We start from the raw sequence: 18,322 nt of genomic DNA on the forward strand, positions 1-18,322 counted from the left end.
CCCCTTCCCGGAGACACCCTTCCCCGACCCCGGGGTGACCTCCGCACGCCCGGTCACCACCGGGCCACCGCCTTGTAGACGTCGCATGCCGCCGACACCGCGTCCTCCTCCGTCGGCAGCGAACGGGCCGCCTCGCGCGAGCGCTCCCGCAGGTCGGCGGCCAGCGCCGGATCGTCCAGGACCCGGCCCACCGCGGCGGCGAAGGCCCCCGGGTCGCCCGGCGGGACCAGGAGCACCGTGCCCGAGTACAGGTCGGGGATGCCGCCGACCCGGGTGGAGACCACCGGCAGCCCGGCGCGCAGCGCCTCCATGATCACCAGGGACGGCCCCTCCCACTGGCTGGTCAGGCAGAACACGTCGGCGGCGGCGAGCAGATCGGCCACGTCGGTGCGGTGCCCGAGCATGCGCACGTCGGCGTCCAGCTCGGCCGCCGTGTCGTGCAGACTGCCCCACAGAGGCCCGTCGCCGGCGATCGTGATCACGGGTTCGGGGCTGCGGCGGGCGATCGCGGGCGCGGCCTCCAGCAGCATGTCCAGGCCCTTCTGCTCGGCCAGGCGGGCGACGGTGAGCAGCATCGGGCGGTCGGGGAGCACCCCCAGGTCCGCTCGCATGGCTTCCCTGCCGCTGAGCGGCTCGCCGGTGTCGGGAGCGGCGACCACGGCGAGGCGGGCGTCGCGAGCACCGGCCGCCCTCAACCTGCGCACCAGGTCCCCCGACACCCCGAGCACGGCGTCCGCGCGCAGGGCGACGATCCGCTCCAGCACCGGATAGGCGGCGACCAGGGGACCGCTGATCACCGGCGGGGCGTTGTGCGCCGTCACCACCAGGGGCCGGACCCCTGCAAGGGCGCACAGGGCACCGGCACGCATCCCGTGGGCGTGGACGACGTCGGCGCCCCGGGTCAGGGAGCGCAGCCGCAGCACCGCGCCCGTGTCGCCGGCCGAGGGCGCGGGGCCGATCCGGACCGGGCAGAAGCGCAGACCGGCCTCCCCGAAGGAGAACTCCCGTTCGGCCTCGGCCGGACCGAGCACCGCCACCCGGTGGCCCTGGCGGAGCAGGCCTCTTCCCAGGGAGTGCACGTGGCGGCCCACCCCTCCGCTGCTGCTGCCCACGACCAGCGCGATCCTGGCGTTCACGGGTCTGCCCTCCTGCGTTCGAATGCCGATCTCGCCCGGTCGGCGGCCGCCCGCACCGCCGACCGGTCCACCAGTGCGGCGACCAGGGTGAAGACCACCAGGGCCGCCGCGCCCGACAGCACCGCCTCCCCCACCGAGGCCCACACCCCGCCGCCGGGCAGTGCCGCTGCCGACGCCCGCCCCACCGCCCATCCGGTCACGGCCCCCAGCAGCCCTCCCCCGATCGAGCGTCCCAGGCCCGCCAGGGCCGAGGAGCCGTGGACACGCACCGTTCCGGCCCACAGCAGGGCGGCGGCCAGCCCCAGCCCCGCCGTGGCCGCCGCGCCCAGGCCCGCGTTGGTCCACGACTGCGGCAGGGCAGCCACCAGCGCCACCGAGCACACCATCACCACCGCCCACCCCGCCACCTGGGCCGCCGCGGCCAGACGTCCGTGGTGGGAGGCGTACAGGGCGCGGCTGAGCAGGGCGACCAGGCCGAAGGCGACCACTCCGGGCGCGTAGGCGAGCAGCGCCCGCTCCAACGCCCGGGGATCGTGCAGGGCCAGAACCGAGGCCACCGGGGCGGCGGCCGCGGCCAGGGCGGCACCCACCCCGGCGGTGGCCAGCACGCAGGCGCGTGCACTGCCCGCGAGCACGGAGTCGAAGCCGTTCCTGTCGTGCTCGGCGTGGGCCACCGTCAGAGCGGTGAAGGCACTGGTGGCGACGGGAACCGCGATCACCCCGTAGGGGAGGGTGAACAGGGCCCAGGCATAGGTGTGCAGCACGGCCGCACCCGCGCCGCCGCCCCGGTTGGCCAGGGCGATCGCGAGCAGCAGGGACAGCTGCATGGCGGTCAGCGGCAGCAGGGCGGACAGGGCCAGGGACCGCACCCTCCTCCCGGTTCCGGCAGGAAAGGCCAACCGGGGGCGCAGACGCAGGCGCAGACGCGCGGCGGGGCCGAGAACGGTGAGGAGGAGCGCGGCCGAACCGGCGGTGGTACCCGCCGAGAGGACGAGTTCGGCGGACCACGGCAGTGCGGCGGGCTCGTCGCGCTGCCCCGCGCCCAGGGGAACGAACGCGAGGTAGGCACCCATCACCACCAGGCTGGAGAGCAGGGGCGCCAGGGCCGGGGACAGGAACCGGCGGTGCGCCTGCAGGACGCCGTAGAGCACCGACGCCAGCCCGTAGAAGACGATCTGGGGTGCGAACACCGTGAGCATGCGCGCCGACAAAGCGAGCAGGGCGGCGCGGTCGCACCCCGACCCGGCGCCGAGCATGAGTGCCATGGCCTGGGGGGCGGCCAGCGCGAGCAGCGCCGACAGGGGCAGCGACAGCAGCAGCACCCACGTGACCAGCGCCGAGGCGGTGCGGTCGACCCGGGCGTGCTCGCCCCTGTTCGCCTCGGCGGCCAGAACGGGGACGACCACGGCGGCGAGCGCACCGCCGATGGCGATCTCGAACAGGACGGCCGGCAGCTGGTTGGCGGTGACGTAGGCGGTGCCCAGGCAGGTGTCTCCCACGGTCTGGGAGAAGACCACCGTGCGCCCGAACCCGGCCGACCGGGCGCCGACCGTGACCGCGGCGATGAGCAGCGCCGCCCTTCCGACCCCGCCCGTCACCCCTGCGGAGGCGCGGGACACCCCGGTCTCCTCACACGCACCTGCCCCACCGGTCGATCCGGCGCAGGGGCCCCACCCGGTCGATGACGCGGGAGAAGCTGGTGACCTCGCTGGCCAGGGTCAGGGCGACCGTCCCGCCGAGCAGGGCGACGCGCACCGGCCGAGGGGCCCGGGCGGCGGCCGCCGCACCGAGCGCGGCGCCCAGGGCGTTGGCACCCGCGTCGCCGAGCATGGAGCGTTCGGCCAGGTCGTCACGGAGCAGGGCGGCGGCGGCCCCCGCGACCGGGCCGACCAGGGGCGCGGCGGGCGAGGCCAGGGCCGGGAGGGCGGCGAGCAGGCAGGCCTTGCCCGCGCGGCCCGGGCGCAGGTCGAGCAGGTTGACGAGGTTGGCCCCGGCGGCGATGAGCGCGCCGTCCAGAAGGGTGTCGAGCGGCCCGCGCCGCAGCAGGGCGGCGGCGGCCAGGCCGGTGGCGCCGATGCCCGCCATCTTGACCGCGCCGGTGGTCACCTCCCCGCGCACCAGCGCACCGAGGTGGCCGCGCAGCCCGCGCGCGTCGGCCGACCCCGACAGGTCGTCGTAGGCGCCGAAGCCGGCGGCGCCGGCCGCGGCGAGCGCGGCCGCGGCCCGCACGCGGGGTTCCGTTCCGGGGGCGAGCAGGCCTGCCGCGCACAGCCCCGAAGCCAGGGCGGGGCCCTCGTGGAGGGTGACCCTGCGGCCGCGGAAGTTCGTCCGCCACCACGCGCGCGGATCGTCGGCGCGCCGCCCTCCCCCGCGGTCCTCCTCGGGCGGGGCCGGAAGGGTGCGGGTGAGCAGGGTGTAGGAGGTGCGGGCGGTGACCGCGGCCACGGCCGCACCCGCCAGTCCCTGGGCCAGGGCGCGGGCGGGAAGCGGCATCCGCCCGGCGGCCCGGCGGGCCGCGGCCCCGGCAGCGAGGAGTGCGGAGAGAGCGCTCACGGTCTCACTCCTCTCCCCGGGCGGCGTCGCGGGGCCCGTCGGAGGCCTTCACCGCCGCCCCGTCGTCCTCGTCGTCCCCACCGGGTTCCTCGCGGGGTCCGGGCAGGGGGTCGGGGAGGAAACCACCGACCCCGTCCCCGATGCCGTACGCCCCTCCCGCGCCGTCCATGTCCTCGGCCAGGGCCAGGACCGCGACGACGTCGCCCATGGGCCGGCCGCTCAGGTCGGCGGTGGCGAAGCCCGGCTCACCGGCACGGGCCAGCGCCAGCAGGCCGTCGCCCCGCGCCGAGGGGACGTCGCCGGCCAGGACGAGGCCGCCGAGTTCCCCGTGCAGGGAGGAGACCAGTGCGGCCAGGGCGGTGTTGGCCGCCTTCCTGTCGTCCCCGCTCGGCGAGTAGCCCGCGGCGGGGGCGAGGACGACGGCGGCGTCGGCGGAGGCCGCCGGGCTTCCGTCGACCGTGAGCAGCCCGCCGTCGGCGAACGCGGCCAGGGCCGCCTCAGCGTCGAAGCCGTCGGGCTCCCCCTCCGCCTCCTCCGCCTCGTCCGTGTCGACCTCGTCGATGCCGGCCCCGCCGGTGTCCTCCTCGGGGGCGGCGAGTGCGCGGCCGACCGCGGCGCCCACCTTCTCGTAGGGGTCCAGGCCGGCGAGGGAATCGGGGTCGGCGAGGACCTGCCGGGCCGTCTCCCCGGCGAAGTCCGTGTTGTCGTCGTCCAGAAGCTCCTCGGCGATCTCCACGCGGCCGGCGACGCTCCCCCCGGCCTGCTCCACGCGAGAGGTGAGGGAGTCGGCGGTCTCGGCGTCGGCTCCGGGCGAGAGGACCAGCACCACCTCCAGCCCGGCCAGGCGGCCCTCCAGCATGTCCGCGGAGAGGGCCTCGGCCATCTGGTCGGCGCCGGCGTTGACCCGGTCCGCGGTGTCGCGTTCGACACGCAGGTCCTCGGTCTGGCCGCGCAGTTCGGCGGTCTCGGACCGGAGGGTGTCGAGCAGGGGGTCCTGCAGCATGGTGGTGCCCAGGACGATTCCCACCGTCAGCGCGAGGAACACCGCGATGATGGAGACGAGGTGGTAGCGGAAATCGATCACGTCAGCATTCCCGTCAGCCAGTAGGTGAAGCCGTCCCAGCGCGCCGCGAGGAACATGAGGTAGACCTGTCCGGCGGGCGAGGAGCAGGCGGCGACCACGACGGCGAGCAGGCAGGCGGCGACCAGGCCGAGCAGGGCCCAGGGGGAGATCCGCGAGCGGTACAGGCGGCTGACGCCCTTGGCGTCCACGAGCTTTCCGCCGACCCGGAGGCGGGTGAGGAAGGTGCTGGCCATCCCGGAGCGCCCCTTGTCGAGGAACTCCTCCAGGGTGGCGTGGGTACCCACCGCCACGATGAGCGAGGCCCCGGCGCTGTCGGCGAGCATCATCGCGACGTCCTCGCTGGTCCCGGTGGCGGGGAGGACGACCGCGCTGTGGCCGAGGCCGGTGATGCGCGCCAGTCCGGGGGCGCGGCCGTCGCGGTAGGCGTGGACGACCAGTTCGGCCCCGCTCTCCAGGGCGCGGTCGGAGACGGAGTCGAAGTCGCCGACGATGATGTCGGGCCGGTATCCGGCCTCCATGACCGCGTCGGCTCCCCCGTCCACGGCGATGATGACGGGCCGGTACTCGCGGATGTAGGGGCGCAGGGCCGCGATGTCCTCGCGGTAGTGGTAGCCGCGCACCACGATGAGGGCGTGTCGGCCCTCGATGTCGGTCTCGATGTCGGGGATGCCGATGCCGTCCAGGAGCAGGTCGCGCTCCTGCTGGAGGTAGGCCATGGTGTTGGCCGCGAACGCCTCCAGCTGGCCGGCCAGCCCGGCGCGGGCGCGGGCCATCGCGGCGGCGACGGTGTCGGGGTCCTGGAGGGTGCCGCCGGCCACGGCCTCGCTGCCGCGGTAGAGGACGGCGCCCTCCAGGCGCAGGCGCTCCCCCTCCCGGACCCGGGTGAACACCTCGGGATCGACGTCGTCCACCAGGGGGATACCCGCGGACACCAGCAGTTCGGGCCCCTGGTTGGGGTAGCGGCCGCTGATGCTCCGGGCGACGTTGAGGACGGCCGCCACCCCGCAGGACACCAGGGCCTCGGCGCTGACGCGGTCCAGGTCGGCGTGGTCGACGACCGCGATGTCGCCGGGCCGCAGGCGCTTGGTCAGGTTCTTGGTGCGCCTGTCCGAGCGCACGGGAGCGACCAGCCCGGTGGGAGTGTCCGCCGGAGCACGGCGGAACCGCATGACTGTGGCGCTGAGCGCATCCGATACCTTCATCGCTGGCATACTGTCAGATTTTGACTACTGACAGTTATAACAGCTCGGCGCTCGGCGTGTTCGGGGAGACCCCGCCTCACTCAGTCGGCGGGGAGCGCTCGGTCGGGATCGGCGTTGACCAGGAGTTCCTCGGCATGGGCCCGGCCCAGCTCGGAGTCCTCCAGGCCGGCGAGCATCCGTGACAGCTCGCGCACCCGCCCCGCCCGGTCCAGCCGCACCACACCGCTCTCGGTGACCAGCCCGTCGGTGGACTTCTCCACCACCAGGTGCGCATCGGCGAACGCCGCCACCTGAGGCAGGTGGGTGACCACGATCACCTGGGAACGGCGGGCCAGCCGGGCCAGACGCCGGCCGATCTCCACCGCGGCCTTGCCTCCCACTCCGGCGTCGACCTCGTCGAACACGAACGTGGGCACCGGGTCGGCACCCGCGAACACCACCTCGATGGCCAGCATCACCCGGGAGAGCTCACCTCCGGAGGCGCCCTTGTGCAGGGGCAGCGGCCGGGCGCTGGGGTGGGGGGCCAGCAGGATCTCCACCTCGTCGCGGCCGTGCGGGCCGAACTCCTCCCCCGTGGTGATGCGCACGCTCACCCGGGCGTGCGGCATCGCCAGCGCCGTCAGCTCCTCGGTGACCGCCGCACCGAAGCGCTCGGCGGCCTCGGTGCGGATCCGGGTCAGCTCCTCCGCTCCCCGGGCCATCCGCCCGTACAGCTCCTCGGCCTCGGCGCGCAGCTCCTCGATGCGCTCGTCGTCACCCTCCAGGCCGGCCAGCCGCTTGGCGGCGTCCTCGGCCCAGGCCAGGACCTCGTCGACCGTGGCACCGTACTTGCGCGAGAGCGAGGTGATCAGGGCACGGCGCTCCTGCACCTCGGCCAGGCGGGCCGGGTCGGCGTCCACCGACTCGGCGTAGGAGGCCAGTTCGGTGGCCGCGTCGGACAGGATGTAGGAAGCCTCGTCCAGGCGCTCGCCGATCGCGGCCAGCCCCTCGTCGTGCTCGCTCACCGACGCCACCGCCTGGCGGGCCGCCGACAGCAGCGCCGCCACGTCCACCTCCACGTCGGACGCGGGGTCCCCCGCCAGGGCCTCGTGGGCGGTCGTCGCCGCCACCCGCAGGCTGTCGGCGTGCGCCAGGCGGGACTCCTCCGCCAGCAGCTCGGCGTCCTCGCCCGGCCGGAGCTGGGCGGCGGTGATCTCCTCCACACCGAAGCGGAGCATGTCGGCCTCCTGGGCGCGTTCGCGCGCCCGGTCCACCAGCTCCCCCAGTTCGGCCGCAACCTCGCGGTGGCGGCGGTGGGCCGCGGCGTACTGCTTGAGCACCTTGGCCAGCTCGTCCCCCGCGAACCGGTCCAGCGCCGCGCGCTGGCGGTCGGTGCGCAGCAGCCGCTGCTGGTCGGACTGGCCGTGGACGGCCACCAGGTCGTCGGCCAGATAGGCGAGCAGACTCACCGGGGCGGAGCGGCCGCCCAGGACCGCGCGGGAGCGGCCCTCGGCCGACACCGTGCGGCTGAGGACGAGCAGGCCGCCGTCGATGTCACCGCCGGCCTCGAGCACGCGCTCGGCCACACGGCCGCGTTCGGGAACGGCCAGATGCCCCTCGACGACGGCCTTGTCCGCGCCCGGACGGACGCGCTGAGGATCGGCCCGGCCGCCGAAGAGCAGCCCGAGCCCGGTGACGACCATGGTCTTGCCCGCGCCGGTCTCACCGGTGACGACGGTCAGCCCCGGAGAGAGCTCCAACACGGCGTCGTCGATGACCCCGAGTCCCTGGATACGGACTTCTTCGAGCACGGATTCCTCTCCTGTAGTCGACCTCACTCGCTCTTGCCGCGTGCACGCGTGTACAGCGGGCCAGGACCCCGTCCCGGTCAGCGGACGTGTTCGTCCCGCCCCCGCCAGCCCGCGACCGGAAGCCCGAACTTGGCCACCAGCCGGTCGGTGAACCGCGTCCGGTGCAACCGTGCGAGCCGGACCGGCGTGTCGGCACGGGTGATCTCGATACGCGCCCCTGCGGGCACCTCGACCATACGACGTCCGTCGCACCAGAGCACTCCCGGTGCGGTGTCGGACACGACCTCCAGTGCCACCGTCGCCGACGGCTCCACCACGAGGGGGCGGTTGAACAGGGCGTGCGCACTCAGCGGCACCACCAGGAGCGCCTCCACGCCCGGCCAGACCACCGGCCCCCCGGCGGAGAAGGCGTGCGCGGTGGAACCGGTCGGTGTCGCGCACACCACACCGTCACAGGCCCAGCGCGACAGCGGGCGGCCGTCGATCTCCAGGACCGCTTCGAGGATGCGACGCGTCTCGGTCTTCTCCAGGGCGGCGTCGTTGAGCGCCCACGAACGCACCGTCGGTACGGCGTCGGAGCGGCCGTTGGGATAGACCGCCACCTCGAGCGTCATGCGCTCCTCGACGTAGTAGTCGCGTTCGACGACGCTGCGCACGGTCTCGCTCAGGTCCTCGCGCTCGGCCTCGGCGAGGAAACCCACGTGCCCCAGGTTCACACCGAGCAGGGGTGCGCCCGCCGGGCGGGCCGTCTCCGCGGCGCGCAGCAGGGTGCCGTCCCCGCCGAGGACCATGACGAGTTCGACGCCCGCGGCCGCGTCGGCGGCCTCGACCGCCTCCACCGGCGAGAGCTCGCAGCCGACCCGGACCAGCTCGTCGAGCTCCCGCCGGAGCATGCGCACGGCCATCCCGGCACGCGTGAGGCTCTCGTGGACCAGTCGGGCACTGCGTACCGCCGCGGGCCGACCGGTGTGGGCCAGCAGGAGAACACTGCGTCCGCCGGTCCTGGTCATCGCCGTCCCCCTACATTGACTCCCCCCGCAGGGGTTCCGAGTACCGGCCGGGGCGCGTGCCGCCCCGGCCGGGTCACGCTATCGGACTCGTGAGACACCACCGCCACGTACCCGGAGCCTGCTGCCCCAGCCCTCACCCAGGCCATGTCTTTCGGATCCTCTCCCCGCATCGGCGGAGCCGATCCCCCGGCGGAAGCATCCAAGAACAGGGGCTAGCGCGGTCCCTCCTCGATCACGCGCATCAGCCGGTCCGGGTCCAGGGCCGGCGCGCCCGTGCGCAGCCACAGGAAGTATTCGACGTTGCCCGAGGGCCCGGGCAGCGGACTGGCGGCGACGTCGACCGTGCCCAGGCCCAGATCGAGGGCATGGGCGGCGACGTCCGCGACGGCCTCGGCACGCAGCGCGGGCTCCCGGACCACACCCCCGGCGCCGACCCGTTCCCTGCCCACCTCGAACTGGGGCTTGACCATGAGGGCGAAGTCGGCGCCGGGCGCGACCGAGTCGCGCAGGGGCCGGAGGAGGAGCTTGAGCGAGATGAACGACAGGTCACCCACGACCAGGTCGGGGCGGGGTTCACCGACCGCCTCGGGGGTGAGCTCCCGGACGTTGACCCGCTCCATCACCCGCACGCGGTCGTCACTGCGCAGCGACCAGGCGAGCTGGCCGTAGCCGACGTCGACGGCGATGACGTGCGCCGCGCCGCGGCGCAGCAGGACGTCGGTGAAACCGCCGGTGGAGGCACCCGCGTCCAGGGCCCGGCGGCCCGAGACGTCCAGGGAGAACGCGTCGAGCGCCCCGATGAGCTTGTGGGCGCCGCGGGAGACGTAGGGGGGTTCGTCGGAGGGGGCGCGTACCACGATGGGCTGGTCCTGGCCGACCTGGGTGGCGGCCTTGGTGGCCACCATCCCCGCGACCTTGACGAAACCGCCCTCGATGATCTCGGCCGCGTGGCCCCGGGAACGCGCGTGCCCTCGCCGGACCAGTTCCGCGTCGAGCCGAGTACGTTTTGCCATGGTCACCTAGGATACCGGCGGCCGCTGCCGACCGTCCGTGTCGTGGTCCAGGGCTCCCAGCATTCCGGACAGCTCCTGGTGGAGGGCGTCGAAGACGGCGACGTGCTCAGGGGTGGGCCGCGACTCCAGCGACTCCAGGCGCTGCCTGGTGCTGTCGAGGATCTGGGCGGCCAACGCCTCGGCCTGCTCCTTGGGGTCCATCGCTCTCCCTGATGTGCTCACCGGTCTCCGACTCTACTTCTTCGTGGAACCGCGGCTCTTGGTGGTGCCCTTGGTGGTGCGCTTGGCGGTGGTGCGCGCGCGGGTCGTCCTGGTGGTCGCCTTGGTCCCGGACCGAGCCGCGCTCTTGGGCGCGGCGGGCGTGTCGCCGGCCTCCGGCGCGGGGGTCTCCTCCGGGGCGGAGGAGGCCTCGGCCGCCTCGTCCCCGGGCGGTTCGGCGACCGGCACGGGGGCGGGCTCGGCAGCAGCGGGTTCGGGAGCGGAGGCGGCGGAGGGGACAGTGGGAGCGGGCTCGGCGACAGGAGCGGGCGCCCGCTCGGCCAGGCGGGTGACCATGCGGCGCTCCAGCTCGGCGACCCGGCGCACGAGGCGCTCGTACTCGGGGCGCGGCACCACGTCCATCTGCTCGAGACGGCGCTCGACCTCGGCGCGCACCAGCTCGGCCAGGGCCGCGCGGTTGGCCTGGCTGGTCTCGATGAGTTCACCGGCCAGCGCCTGGATGCTCTGCCCCACACGCGGCGGCAGGCCTTCGGCGTCCCCCTCCGCCCCGGGCGCCGGCACGGCGCCTCCGGCGCGCAGCAGGGTCTTGGCCGCGGCGACGGCCTGCTTGCGGGAGAGTTCGGTGAGGCCATTGGCGGCATCGAGGTAGGTGCGTACCGCATCGACGACCATGTTTCACGTGCTCCTTGATGAGACCGCAGGAGAAGAGGGAACGGCAGGCGCGGGGGAGGACGCCGGGCAGCGGGGTTCACCGCCAACGCTACCGGGAGCGGAACACCCTTGACACGCGAACGGGCGAGGCCGCCCGCGCCCTCGGCCGGATGGGGACGCACACCCTCGAGTGCCGCATACGGCATGATGTGCCCATGAGCAGCATCGACGCCTGCCTCGCCGGTATCGCGAAGGTCAACGAACGCATCCTCGCCAAGCCGGAGGAGGACCGGCGCAAGCACATCCGGGAGCGCTCGGTGAGCGTGGTCGTGCCGGACCTGCCGGCCGTGTTCGACATGCGCCTCACCGTCGAGGGCCTGGTCGACATCGTACAAAGGCCCCGGGGCGGTCCCGAGGCGCGACCGCAGGTGCGCATCACCGTGGACAGCGGCGACCTCGTCGACCTGGCCGAGGGACGCCTGGACCCGGGCCAGGCGCTCCTGCGGCGCCGGATCCGGTTGGACGCGAGCATGGGCGACATGCTGAGGCTGCGCAAGTTCCTCTGACCCGCGGCGCTTCGACCCGCCCCCGACCCGGGTACCTTTGCTGGAATGCCACGCCGACCTCTTGAACTGGCTCCCTTCCGGGGCCTGCGCTACGCCGACGTCGACCGGTTCGTCACCGGGGAGTTCGACATCGCACGGCTGCTGGCCCCGCCCTACGACATCCCCGGCGCCGAGGAGGCCCGGGCACTGCTGCGCTCCGACCCGCACAACGCCGCCCGCGTCACCCTGCCCTACGAGCTGAACCGGGAGGACCCGCCGAGTTCCTGCGGGGCGGTCCCCCGCCGCTACAGGGCGGCCGCCGCACTTCTGCACGACTGGATCGACCGCGGTGTCCTGGTCCGCGACGACCAGGAGGCGCTGTACGTGTACGAGCAGGTCACACCGCAGGGCCGGCGCCAGCGGGGGCTGCTGGGGGGCCTGCGCCTGCCCGAGGAGGGAAGCGAGTCGCCCGTGCGCCCCCACGAGGACGTGGCCGCCGCCCCGGTGCGGGACCGGTTCCTGCTCATGGCGGCGGCGCGGGCCGACCTCGAACCGATCTTCCTGCTCTACCGCGGCGGCGGAGGCGCGGCGTCGGCGGCGACGGAGTCCGCGTCGGGACCGCCCCTGGTGTCGGCCCGCACCCGCGACGGCGCCGAGCACCGGCTGTGGGCCCTCACCGATCCGGCCGTCCTGGCACGGATCGCCGGCGACCTGGCCGAACGCTCGGCGCTGATCGCGGACGGGCACCACCGCTACGCCGCCTACCGGCTCCTGCGCGAGGCCCACGGGGACCCGGGCCGGCGCCACGGGCTGGCCCTCCTCGTGGACAGCGACACACACCCGCCCGACCTCGGCGCCATCCACCGCGTACTGCCGGGTCTGGACACCGCCTCGGCCGCCTCCGCAGCCGAAGCGGTGGCGGCCGTGGACCGCGTGGACGGGATCTCCCCCGCCCTGCTGGAGCGGGCCGAGCAACCCGCTCTGCTGCTCGTCTCACCGGAGGGGACCGCGTACCTGGTGCACGGCTTCGGCGAGCAGGAGCTCGAACGCGCTATGCCCGGACGCTCCCCCGAGTGGCGCCGCCTGCCCACGGCCGCGCTGCACGAGATCCTGCTGCCGCTGTGGGGCGTGGCCGAGGAGCGGGTGCGGATGGTGCACGACGACCCCGCCGAGGCCGTGGCCGCGGCCCGGGAGGCAGAGGGCACCGCCGTCGTCGTACCCGCCCTGGACGTGTCCCAGGTCTACGCGATCACCGACCGCGGTGAACTGACCCCCCGCAAGTCCACGTCGTTCGGTCCCAAACCCCGCACCGGCCTGGTGATGCGCGTCCTGGACTGAGCTCCCCGCCCACGGCCCCGGGCGGGCTCCGCCGTGCGGTACCGCACACCGCCGACGGGGGTGCGCGGCCCCCGCGCCGCGATCGGGGCCATAGCCTGTTGGACGTCCACCGCCGCCACACGAAAGCGGGTTCTCCGACATGCCGCTGCTGTCCGCCGACCGTCCCCTGAGCACGGTCTACGACGCGATGCTCCTGGACCTGGACGGGGTCGTCTACATCGGCAGGCACGCCGTCCCCGCGGCCCCCGGCGCGATCGACAAGGCCCGTGCCTCGGGCGCGCGCGTCGCGTTCGTGACCAACAACTCGGGACGCACCCCGGCACGGATCGCCGAGCACCTCACCGAGCTGGGCGTCTCCGCGGCCCCCGAGGACGTGGTGACCTCCGCCGAGGCCGCCGCCCGCCTGGTCGCGGAGCGCTTCCCGGAGGGCGGCGACGTCCTGGTCGTCGGGGACACCGGTCTGCGGCAGGCCGTCCGGAGGATGGGGCTGCGGCCGGTGACGATCGCCACCGACGCGGTGGTGGCAGTGGTGCAGGGCTTCTCCCCGACCATGAACCGGGACCTGCTCGACCAAGGAGCCCTGGCCGTGGCACGCGGCGCGTTCTACGTGTCCAGCAACGGCGACGCGACCGCGCCGAGCCAGTGGGGAGCGGCCACACCCGCCAACGGTGCCTTCGTGCGGGTGATCGCGCACGCCTCCGGGGTGGAACCGGTGGTCGCGGGCAAGCCCATGCGACCGCTGCACGAGGAGGGCATCCGACGCACCGGCGCGCGCAACCCGCTCATCGTGGGAGACCGCCTGGACACCGACATCGAGGGCGCCGTCGTGCACGGCGCGGCCGGAATGCTGGTGCTGTCGGGGGTGGCCACCCCGCTCGACGCGCTCGCGGCCCCCGAACACCGGCGGCCGAACTACCTCGCCTGGGACGTGTCGGGAATGAACGACCCCCATCCCGCCCCGGAACTCCTGGACAACCGGGCCACCTGCGGCGGCTGGACGGTGACCGTCACCGGCGGCGCGCTGTCCCTGGAGGGGGACGGCGACCGCCTCGACGGACTGCGTGCGCTGTGCGCCGCGGTGTGGGCCCATCCTGCGCTGGACCCGACCGGCCCGGACACGGCCCGTGCGCTCACCCGCCTGGGGTGGTGACGGATCCACACGGTCCACTCCGGGCACCGACTCCGCGGAACTCATCCGCCGGCCTCCGGGGTGGCCGCGCGGGAGCGGCCGCCCGGGCCCGGGCGGAGCAGCTCGGCGGTACGGACCTCCACCTCGCACACGCTGCGGATCCCGCTCCGCCCCTGCCAGGTGCGGCGGCGCAGGGCCCCCGACACCTGGACGACGTCACCCGCACACCAGTCCCCGATGCGGCCGTGCAGGACGCGGTCGAAGCTGACGCAGGTGATCGAGTCGACCCGGCGGCCCCGGAAACCGCTGTCGGCGGACCTGGCCACGCAGATCCGCCAGGTGGCGATGCGGTCTCCGCTGGGCAGGTCCCGCAGGACGGGCTCGGAGGTGATCCGGCCCGCGACCACGACCTCGTTGCGGTGCCCCTCCTCGGAATGTCCCCCGCCCCCGGAACGGGTTGCGGCCGGTGCACCGGGGCCGGGGACCGTTCCGTCGGGGACGGCCCGGGTCGGCCGGTCCTCGCGGGAAGCGCTCTCGGGAACGTCGGAGATACGTTCGCGGGCGTGCCGCGCGAACACGGCCGCGGTGCCGGTGGCCGACGCCCTGGCACGCTCGGGGCACCGTGTGTCGGTCAAGGTGTGTGCGGACTCCTGCTGCATGCGGTCTCCCTGGACAGACGGAGGAGTGGTCGGCACGACGACGCGGCACAGGTGCGCGGGGACTGCCGCGGGGACGGGGGCGTGTGCGCCTGCTTCAAGGATCCCCCGGCAGGGGGAAGGACAGAAGCCCTCGTCCAAGGCTGTGGAAAACCCGGTCCGGGCCGACCGGCCCGGGGCCGGCACGACCCGATGCCCCCGACCGCTGCCCGGATGAGACGCACGCCACCCGTGTGTCCTAGAGTCGGATCCGGGTCCGGGCCCTCCGGACCGCGGCCGACCGAGGAACAGGGGTGCCTGCCGTGCACGACGACGTGGACGTGAGCCGCCTGTCCGAGGGGATCACTCCCCTGGGCAACGAGATCTTCGCCATCGACACGATGCTCGCCGGATACCCCGGGGTCGTGTCCAGCTACCTCATCCGCAGTGAGCGCCCCTGCCTCGTCGAGGTCGGCACCGCCGGTTCGGCACAGGTGCTGCACGACGCCGTCACCCGGCTCGGACTCGCCCCCGCCGACCTGGCGACGATCGTCGTCACCCACATCCACCTCGACCACGCGGGCGGTACCGGAGACGTGGCCGCCCTGTTCCCGAACGCCGAGATCGTGGTCCACGAACGCGGCGCACGGCACCTGGCCGATCCCAGCAGGCTCATGCGCAGCGCCGCGATGGTGTGGGGCGACCGCCTGGACACCCTGTTCGGGCAGATGCTGCCCACCGAGGCGCGGCGCATCCGCTCGGTGGCCGAGACCGGGGAGATCGACCTGGGCGGAGGCCGCAGGCTCGTCACCCACTACGCCCCCGGCCACGCCAAGCACCACATGGGGCTGGTCGACACCCTCACCGGCGACCTGTACGTCGGCGACGCCCTCGGCGTCCGCAACCCGCTCACCGGCGACGTCCGCCCCGCCACGCCACCGCCGGACTTCGACATGGAGGCCTGCCTGCGCACACTGCGCCTGTTCGGGGACATCGGCGCCCAGAGGCTGATGTTCTCGCACTTCGGTGCGGTGGAAGCGGTACCGGAGACGATCGACCGGGCGGAGGCCGAACTCCGCCTGTGGGTGGAGACGGTGCAGGAGTCCCACGGCACCGCCGGCGACCTCGACCACGCCGTCGCGATGGTGCGGGACAAGGTCGTCGCACGTTACAGCCCGCTGCCTCCGGGAGCCTCACGCGAGTCCGCGGAGGTGCTGGAGACCCTGAGCGGGGTCGAGGCCAACGTGTCGGGGATCGTCCACTGGCTGGACAGGCTCGAGGAGGAGCGGGCCCGCCGCCGGGCGGAGGAGGGAGAGGCCTGAGGAGCCGGAGGGCAGCCGGGCGGCCGGGCGCCTTCCGTGCGGAAAATCCCGTGCTTTCGGAGACATCCGGTGCCAACCTTGGCCAATGGCCCTCACGATACGCGCCATGGCGGAGAACGACGTTCCCTCGGCCCTCCGCCTGATCTGCTCCGCCCATCCCCGACAGGTCCTGACGGAGGAGGCGATGCGCTGGAGCCCGGGCACTCCTTCGCGGAGCGAGACCCGGACGAATCTCGTCGCGGTAAGCGACGACGGGACCCTCGCGGGACTCCTGCGCTGCCTGCTGACCCGTGACGACGGCGGAACCCCGCAAGGACTCTCCTACCTCGCCTCGATCGCGCCCGAGCACCTCGACTCGGGCGTGGCCGCCCTCCTGCTGGAGGCCGCCGAGCGCAACTTCGTCTCGAGGGGCGCCCGGACCCTGCTCGTGGGAGCCGCGGACGAAGCCGTCCAGACGGGCGGCGACCGGTTCCGGCAGTTGGCGGTCGAGAGCGGGTACGTCCTGGAGGAGAGCCACCAGATCCTGGAACTGGAGCTCGCCCGGCTGTCCCGCGACCCCGCGCCCCCGCGGTTGGCCGAGCCTGTGGAACTGCGGCCCCTCAGTTCCTACCGGAACGATCCGCGGAGGATCTACGAGATCGACCGGCTCACCACCGCGGACGAGCCGGGGCTCCGCCTCGAGTTCACGCCCTACGAGGAGTGGCTGTCCGGAACCTGGCACCACCCGCTGGCCGACCTGGAGCTGAGCGCGGTGGTACTGGTGTCGGGAGCACCTGCCGGGATCGTCTGCTTCACCTCGGACGGGCAGACCCGGCTGGAGTCGTCGATGACGGGAACGCTGAGGAGGTACCGGGGGTTCGGGCTCGCCCGCCATGCCAAGCACTCCGCTCTCCTGCGGGCAGCGGAACTCGGGTTCACGCACGCCTGCACGAGCAATCACGCGGACAACGCGCCGATGCTCTCCGTCAACCGCCGACTGGGCTACGAGGCGGTCGGCAGCGAAGGTGTGTACGTCAAGCAGATGTAGCGGGAGGACGCGGGGAAGGCAGAGGCCGCTCAGAGGGGCGGAGCTCCGGGAAGGCCGAGTACGCGGAGGAGGTGGGCGTACAGGCCGTCCGACCACGAGAGCTCGCTGTCGGAGGGCAGGACGTCGAACGCCCGCACCTCCACCGTCTCGAACTCGCCGCTGAGCGGCTCGAGCCCGGTCACCGGTGCGTGTGTGACCACGGTGGTGTGCCCGCTCGAAAGAACGTAGTGGCCGCACACGCGGACCTGGCCGAGGACCGCCCCGGCCTCCTCCCTGGCCTCACGCCGGGCCGTCTCCTCGATGTCCTCACCGGCCTCCGCGTGCCCGCCGGGGAACTCCCAGGACCGGCGTCTGTGGCGGACGAGGAGGGGACGGTCGCCGAGGTAGGTCAGGCAGACCACCGACTGATGGGCGGCGGGAAGGGTGTGCAGGTGCACAACGGCACCGCCGAGCGGCCGCGGGCCGCTCGGCGGTGCCGTGTGGTCGGGCCGGGTCAGAAGCGCTCTCCGGGGCCCTGGTCACCGCGGGGGCGCTCGAAACCGGAGCCCTGCTCCGGCTCGTCGTCCTCCGCGCCCTCCGGCTCCTCCTCTTCGGCGTCGGTCCAGACGATGCCGTCCTCGGGATCGATGTCGACGAGCTCGACACCCTCGAGCGCGGCGAGGCGCTCGTCCGCGTCGGTCACGCCCTCGCGGTCCACGGCGGAAGCACGGGAGAAGTACTCGCGGGCCTCCTCGTCACGGCCCAGCTCCTCCAGGACGTCCGCATAGGCGTAGAAGAGCCGCGCCACCCACGGTCGGGCCCGCCGCTCCTGCAGCTCGGGCACCTGGAGTTCGGCCAGAGCCGCCTTCGTGTCCCCCATGTCCCTGCGGGCACCCGAGGCGACGATGCGCACCTCGATGCGATCGGCCGTGTCGAGTTCGGCAACCGCCGGGTCGTCCGCGATCTCCAGGGCACGCTCGGGCCGGCCGAGTCCGCGCTCGCAGTCGGCCATGATGGCGAGGAAGTTGTTCCGTCCGCTCATCCGGCGAGCGGCGCGAAGGTCCGAGAGGGCCTCCTGCCACTTGCCCATGGTGTAGGCGGCCACTCCCGAGGCCTCCCGAACGCCCGACACACGCGACGCCTTGCGGCGGGCGAAGGCTGCATGGGAGTAGGCCCGTTCCGGGTCCTCGTCCATGAGCAGACCGGCCGCCACGATGTGTTTGCCGACGAGCTCGGCCAAGGACTTGGGAAGGGAGTTGAGGTCACGCCTGGTCTCCGGGTCGAGCTGGGAGTAAGTGGCTTCCTCGGGCAGTGGCGGCGCGACGTCCGCAGGGTCCCGGTCCTCACGGAACGGCCGTCCCTCGCGGAAGGGGCGACGGTCGTCACGACGGCGGTCCCCGAAGTCACGCCGATCGTCCCGGCCGCGGAAACCGCCACCACGGCGATCGTCGCGATCCCAGTCACCACGGAAACCACCGCCACGACGGTCATCCCGGTCCCGCTCGCCGCGGAAACCACCGCCACGACGGTCATCCCGGTCCCGCTCGCCGCGGAAACCGCCACCACGACGGTCATCCCGGTCCCGGTCACCACGGAAACCGCCACCACGACGGTCATCCCGGTCCCGGTCACCACGGAAACCGCCACCACGACGGTCATCCCGGTCCCGGTCACCACGGAAACCGCCAC

Annotated in this window: 19 protein-coding genes; 6 read left to right on the forward strand and 13 right to left on the reverse strand. The window is 73.9% G+C overall.

Features of this window, described 5'->3' with window-relative positions:
- Nucleotides 1-53 precede the first annotated feature (53 nt).
- The 10 genes from FHS13_RS08635 to FHS13_RS08680 all read right to left on the reverse strand — a co-directional run bounded on the left by FHS13_RS08635 (nucleotide 54) and on the right by FHS13_RS08680 (nucleotide 10,679).
- Nucleotides 54-1,136, reverse strand: a complete 1,083-nt coding sequence (locus FHS13_RS08635; RefSeq protein ID WP_184290184.1) for a glycosyltransferase — start codon at nucleotides 1,134-1,136, stop codon at nucleotides 54-56.
- Nucleotides 1,133-2,755 (reverse strand): lipid II flippase MurJ, encoded by a 1,623-nt coding sequence (locus FHS13_RS08640; protein ID WP_184290186.1) that lies wholly within the window; start codon nucleotides 2,753-2,755, stop codon nucleotides 1,133-1,135. Before FHS13_RS08640 ends, FHS13_RS08635 begins: the two co-directional genes overlap by 4 nt.
- Nucleotides 2,756-2,765: 10 nt before the next feature.
- Entirely contained in the window at nucleotides 2,766-3,629 is an 864-nt protein-coding gene (locus FHS13_RS08645; RefSeq protein WP_184290285.1) for a hypothetical protein, read from the reverse strand.
- 64 nt (nucleotides 3,630-3,693) lie between these two features.
- Nucleotides 3,694-4,773, reverse strand: a complete 1,080-nt coding sequence (locus FHS13_RS08650; protein WP_184290188.1) for a copper transporter — start codon at nucleotides 4,771-4,773, stop codon at nucleotides 3,694-3,696.
- Nucleotides 4,770-5,942 carry a putative cytokinetic ring protein SteA gene (gene steA / locus FHS13_RS08655; RefSeq protein ID WP_184290287.1) on the reverse strand — a complete coding sequence of 391 codons (1,173 nt, stop codon included), beginning with the start codon at nucleotides 5,940-5,942 and terminating at the stop codon, nucleotides 4,770-4,772. The genes FHS13_RS08650 and steA overlap by 4 nt, the downstream gene beginning before the upstream one ends.
- 113 nt (nucleotides 5,943-6,055) lie before the next feature.
- Nucleotides 6,056-7,765, reverse strand: a complete 1,710-nt coding sequence (gene recN, locus FHS13_RS08660) for a DNA repair protein RecN (RefSeq protein WP_184290190.1) — start codon at nucleotides 7,763-7,765, stop codon at nucleotides 6,056-6,058.
- 77 nt (nucleotides 7,766-7,842) lie between these two features.
- Nucleotides 7,843-8,775 (reverse strand): NAD kinase, encoded by a 933-nt coding sequence (locus tag FHS13_RS08665; RefSeq protein ID WP_184290192.1) that lies wholly within the window; start codon nucleotides 8,773-8,775, stop codon nucleotides 7,843-7,845.
- Nucleotides 8,776-8,987: 212 nt separating this feature from the next.
- Nucleotides 8,988-9,788, reverse strand: coding sequence for a TlyA family RNA methyltransferase (locus FHS13_RS08670; protein ID WP_184290194.1), 801 nt, complete (start codon nucleotides 9,786-9,788; stop codon nucleotides 8,988-8,990).
- Nucleotides 9,789-9,794: 6 nt separating this feature from the next.
- Nucleotides 9,795-9,989, reverse strand: a complete 195-nt coding sequence (locus FHS13_RS08675; protein WP_184290196.1) for a hypothetical protein — start codon at nucleotides 9,987-9,989, stop codon at nucleotides 9,795-9,797.
- 33 nt (nucleotides 9,990-10,022) lie between these two features.
- Nucleotides 10,023-10,679, reverse strand: coding sequence for a coiled-coil domain-containing protein (locus FHS13_RS08680; RefSeq protein WP_184290198.1), 657 nt, complete (start codon nucleotides 10,677-10,679; stop codon nucleotides 10,023-10,025).
- 194 nt (nucleotides 10,680-10,873) lie between these two features.
- On the opposite strand from FHS13_RS08680, the gene FHS13_RS08685 reads away from it, so the two are divergent.
- The 3 genes from FHS13_RS08685 to FHS13_RS08695 all read left to right on the forward strand — a co-directional run bounded on the left by FHS13_RS08685 (nucleotide 10,874) and on the right by FHS13_RS08695 (nucleotide 13,691).
- Nucleotides 10,874-11,224 (forward strand): SCP2 sterol-binding domain-containing protein, encoded by a 351-nt coding sequence (locus FHS13_RS08685; protein ID WP_184290200.1) that lies wholly within the window; start codon nucleotides 10,874-10,876, stop codon nucleotides 11,222-11,224.
- A 45-nt stretch (nucleotides 11,225-11,269) separates the two neighbouring features.
- Nucleotides 11,270-12,541 (forward strand): DUF1015 family protein, encoded by a 1,272-nt coding sequence (locus tag FHS13_RS08690; protein WP_184290202.1) that lies wholly within the window; start codon nucleotides 11,270-11,272, stop codon nucleotides 12,539-12,541.
- A 139-nt stretch (nucleotides 12,542-12,680) separates the two neighbouring features.
- Nucleotides 12,681-13,691, forward strand: coding sequence for an HAD-IIA family hydrolase (locus tag FHS13_RS08695; RefSeq protein WP_184290204.1), 1,011 nt, complete (start codon nucleotides 12,681-12,683; stop codon nucleotides 13,689-13,691).
- Between the two features lie 41 nt (nucleotides 13,692-13,732).
- Here the strand turns inward: FHS13_RS08695 and FHS13_RS08700 are convergent, their stop codons facing one another.
- Nucleotides 13,733-14,305, reverse strand: a complete 573-nt coding sequence (locus FHS13_RS08700; RefSeq protein ID WP_246404837.1) for a single-stranded DNA-binding protein — start codon at nucleotides 14,303-14,305, stop codon at nucleotides 13,733-13,735.
- A gap of 323 nt (nucleotides 14,306-14,628) precedes the next feature.
- On the opposite strand from FHS13_RS08700, the gene FHS13_RS08705 reads away from it, so the two are divergent.
- Both FHS13_RS08705 and FHS13_RS08710 read left to right on the forward strand, forming a co-directional pair.
- On the forward strand, nucleotides 14,629-15,627 hold the full coding sequence (locus FHS13_RS08705; protein ID WP_184290289.1) for an MBL fold metallo-hydrolase: 999 nt from the start codon (nucleotides 14,629-14,631) through the stop codon (nucleotides 15,625-15,627).
- A gap of 85 nt (nucleotides 15,628-15,712) precedes the next feature.
- The gene (locus FHS13_RS08710) at nucleotides 15,713-16,654 is read left to right on the forward strand and encodes a GNAT family N-acetyltransferase (RefSeq protein ID WP_184290208.1); all 942 of its coding nucleotides are present in this window, start codon (nucleotides 15,713-15,715) and stop codon (nucleotides 16,652-16,654) included.
- Between the two features lie 29 nt (nucleotides 16,655-16,683).
- Here FHS13_RS08710 and FHS13_RS08715 read toward each other — a convergent pair whose 3' ends face one another.
- Nucleotides 16,684-17,091, reverse strand: a complete 408-nt coding sequence (locus FHS13_RS08715) for an NUDIX domain-containing protein (protein ID WP_184290210.1) — start codon at nucleotides 17,089-17,091, stop codon at nucleotides 16,684-16,686.
- A 56-nt stretch (nucleotides 17,092-17,147) separates the two neighbouring features.
- Entirely contained in the window at nucleotides 17,148-17,873 is a 726-nt protein-coding gene (locus FHS13_RS08720) for a tetratricopeptide repeat protein (RefSeq protein WP_246404840.1), read from the reverse strand.
- Here FHS13_RS08720 and FHS13_RS08725 point away from each other — a divergent pair.
- On the forward strand, nucleotides 17,850-18,322 hold a 473-nt coding region (locus tag FHS13_RS08725; protein ID WP_221442598.1), incomplete at its 3' end, for a hypothetical protein. The genes FHS13_RS08720 and FHS13_RS08725 overlap by 24 nt on opposite strands.

Source organism: Nocardiopsis algeriensis (assembly GCF_014203695.1).
In the GTDB taxonomy this organism is placed as follows: domain Bacteria; phylum Actinomycetota; class Actinomycetes; order Streptosporangiales; family Streptosporangiaceae; genus Nocardiopsis; species Nocardiopsis algeriensis.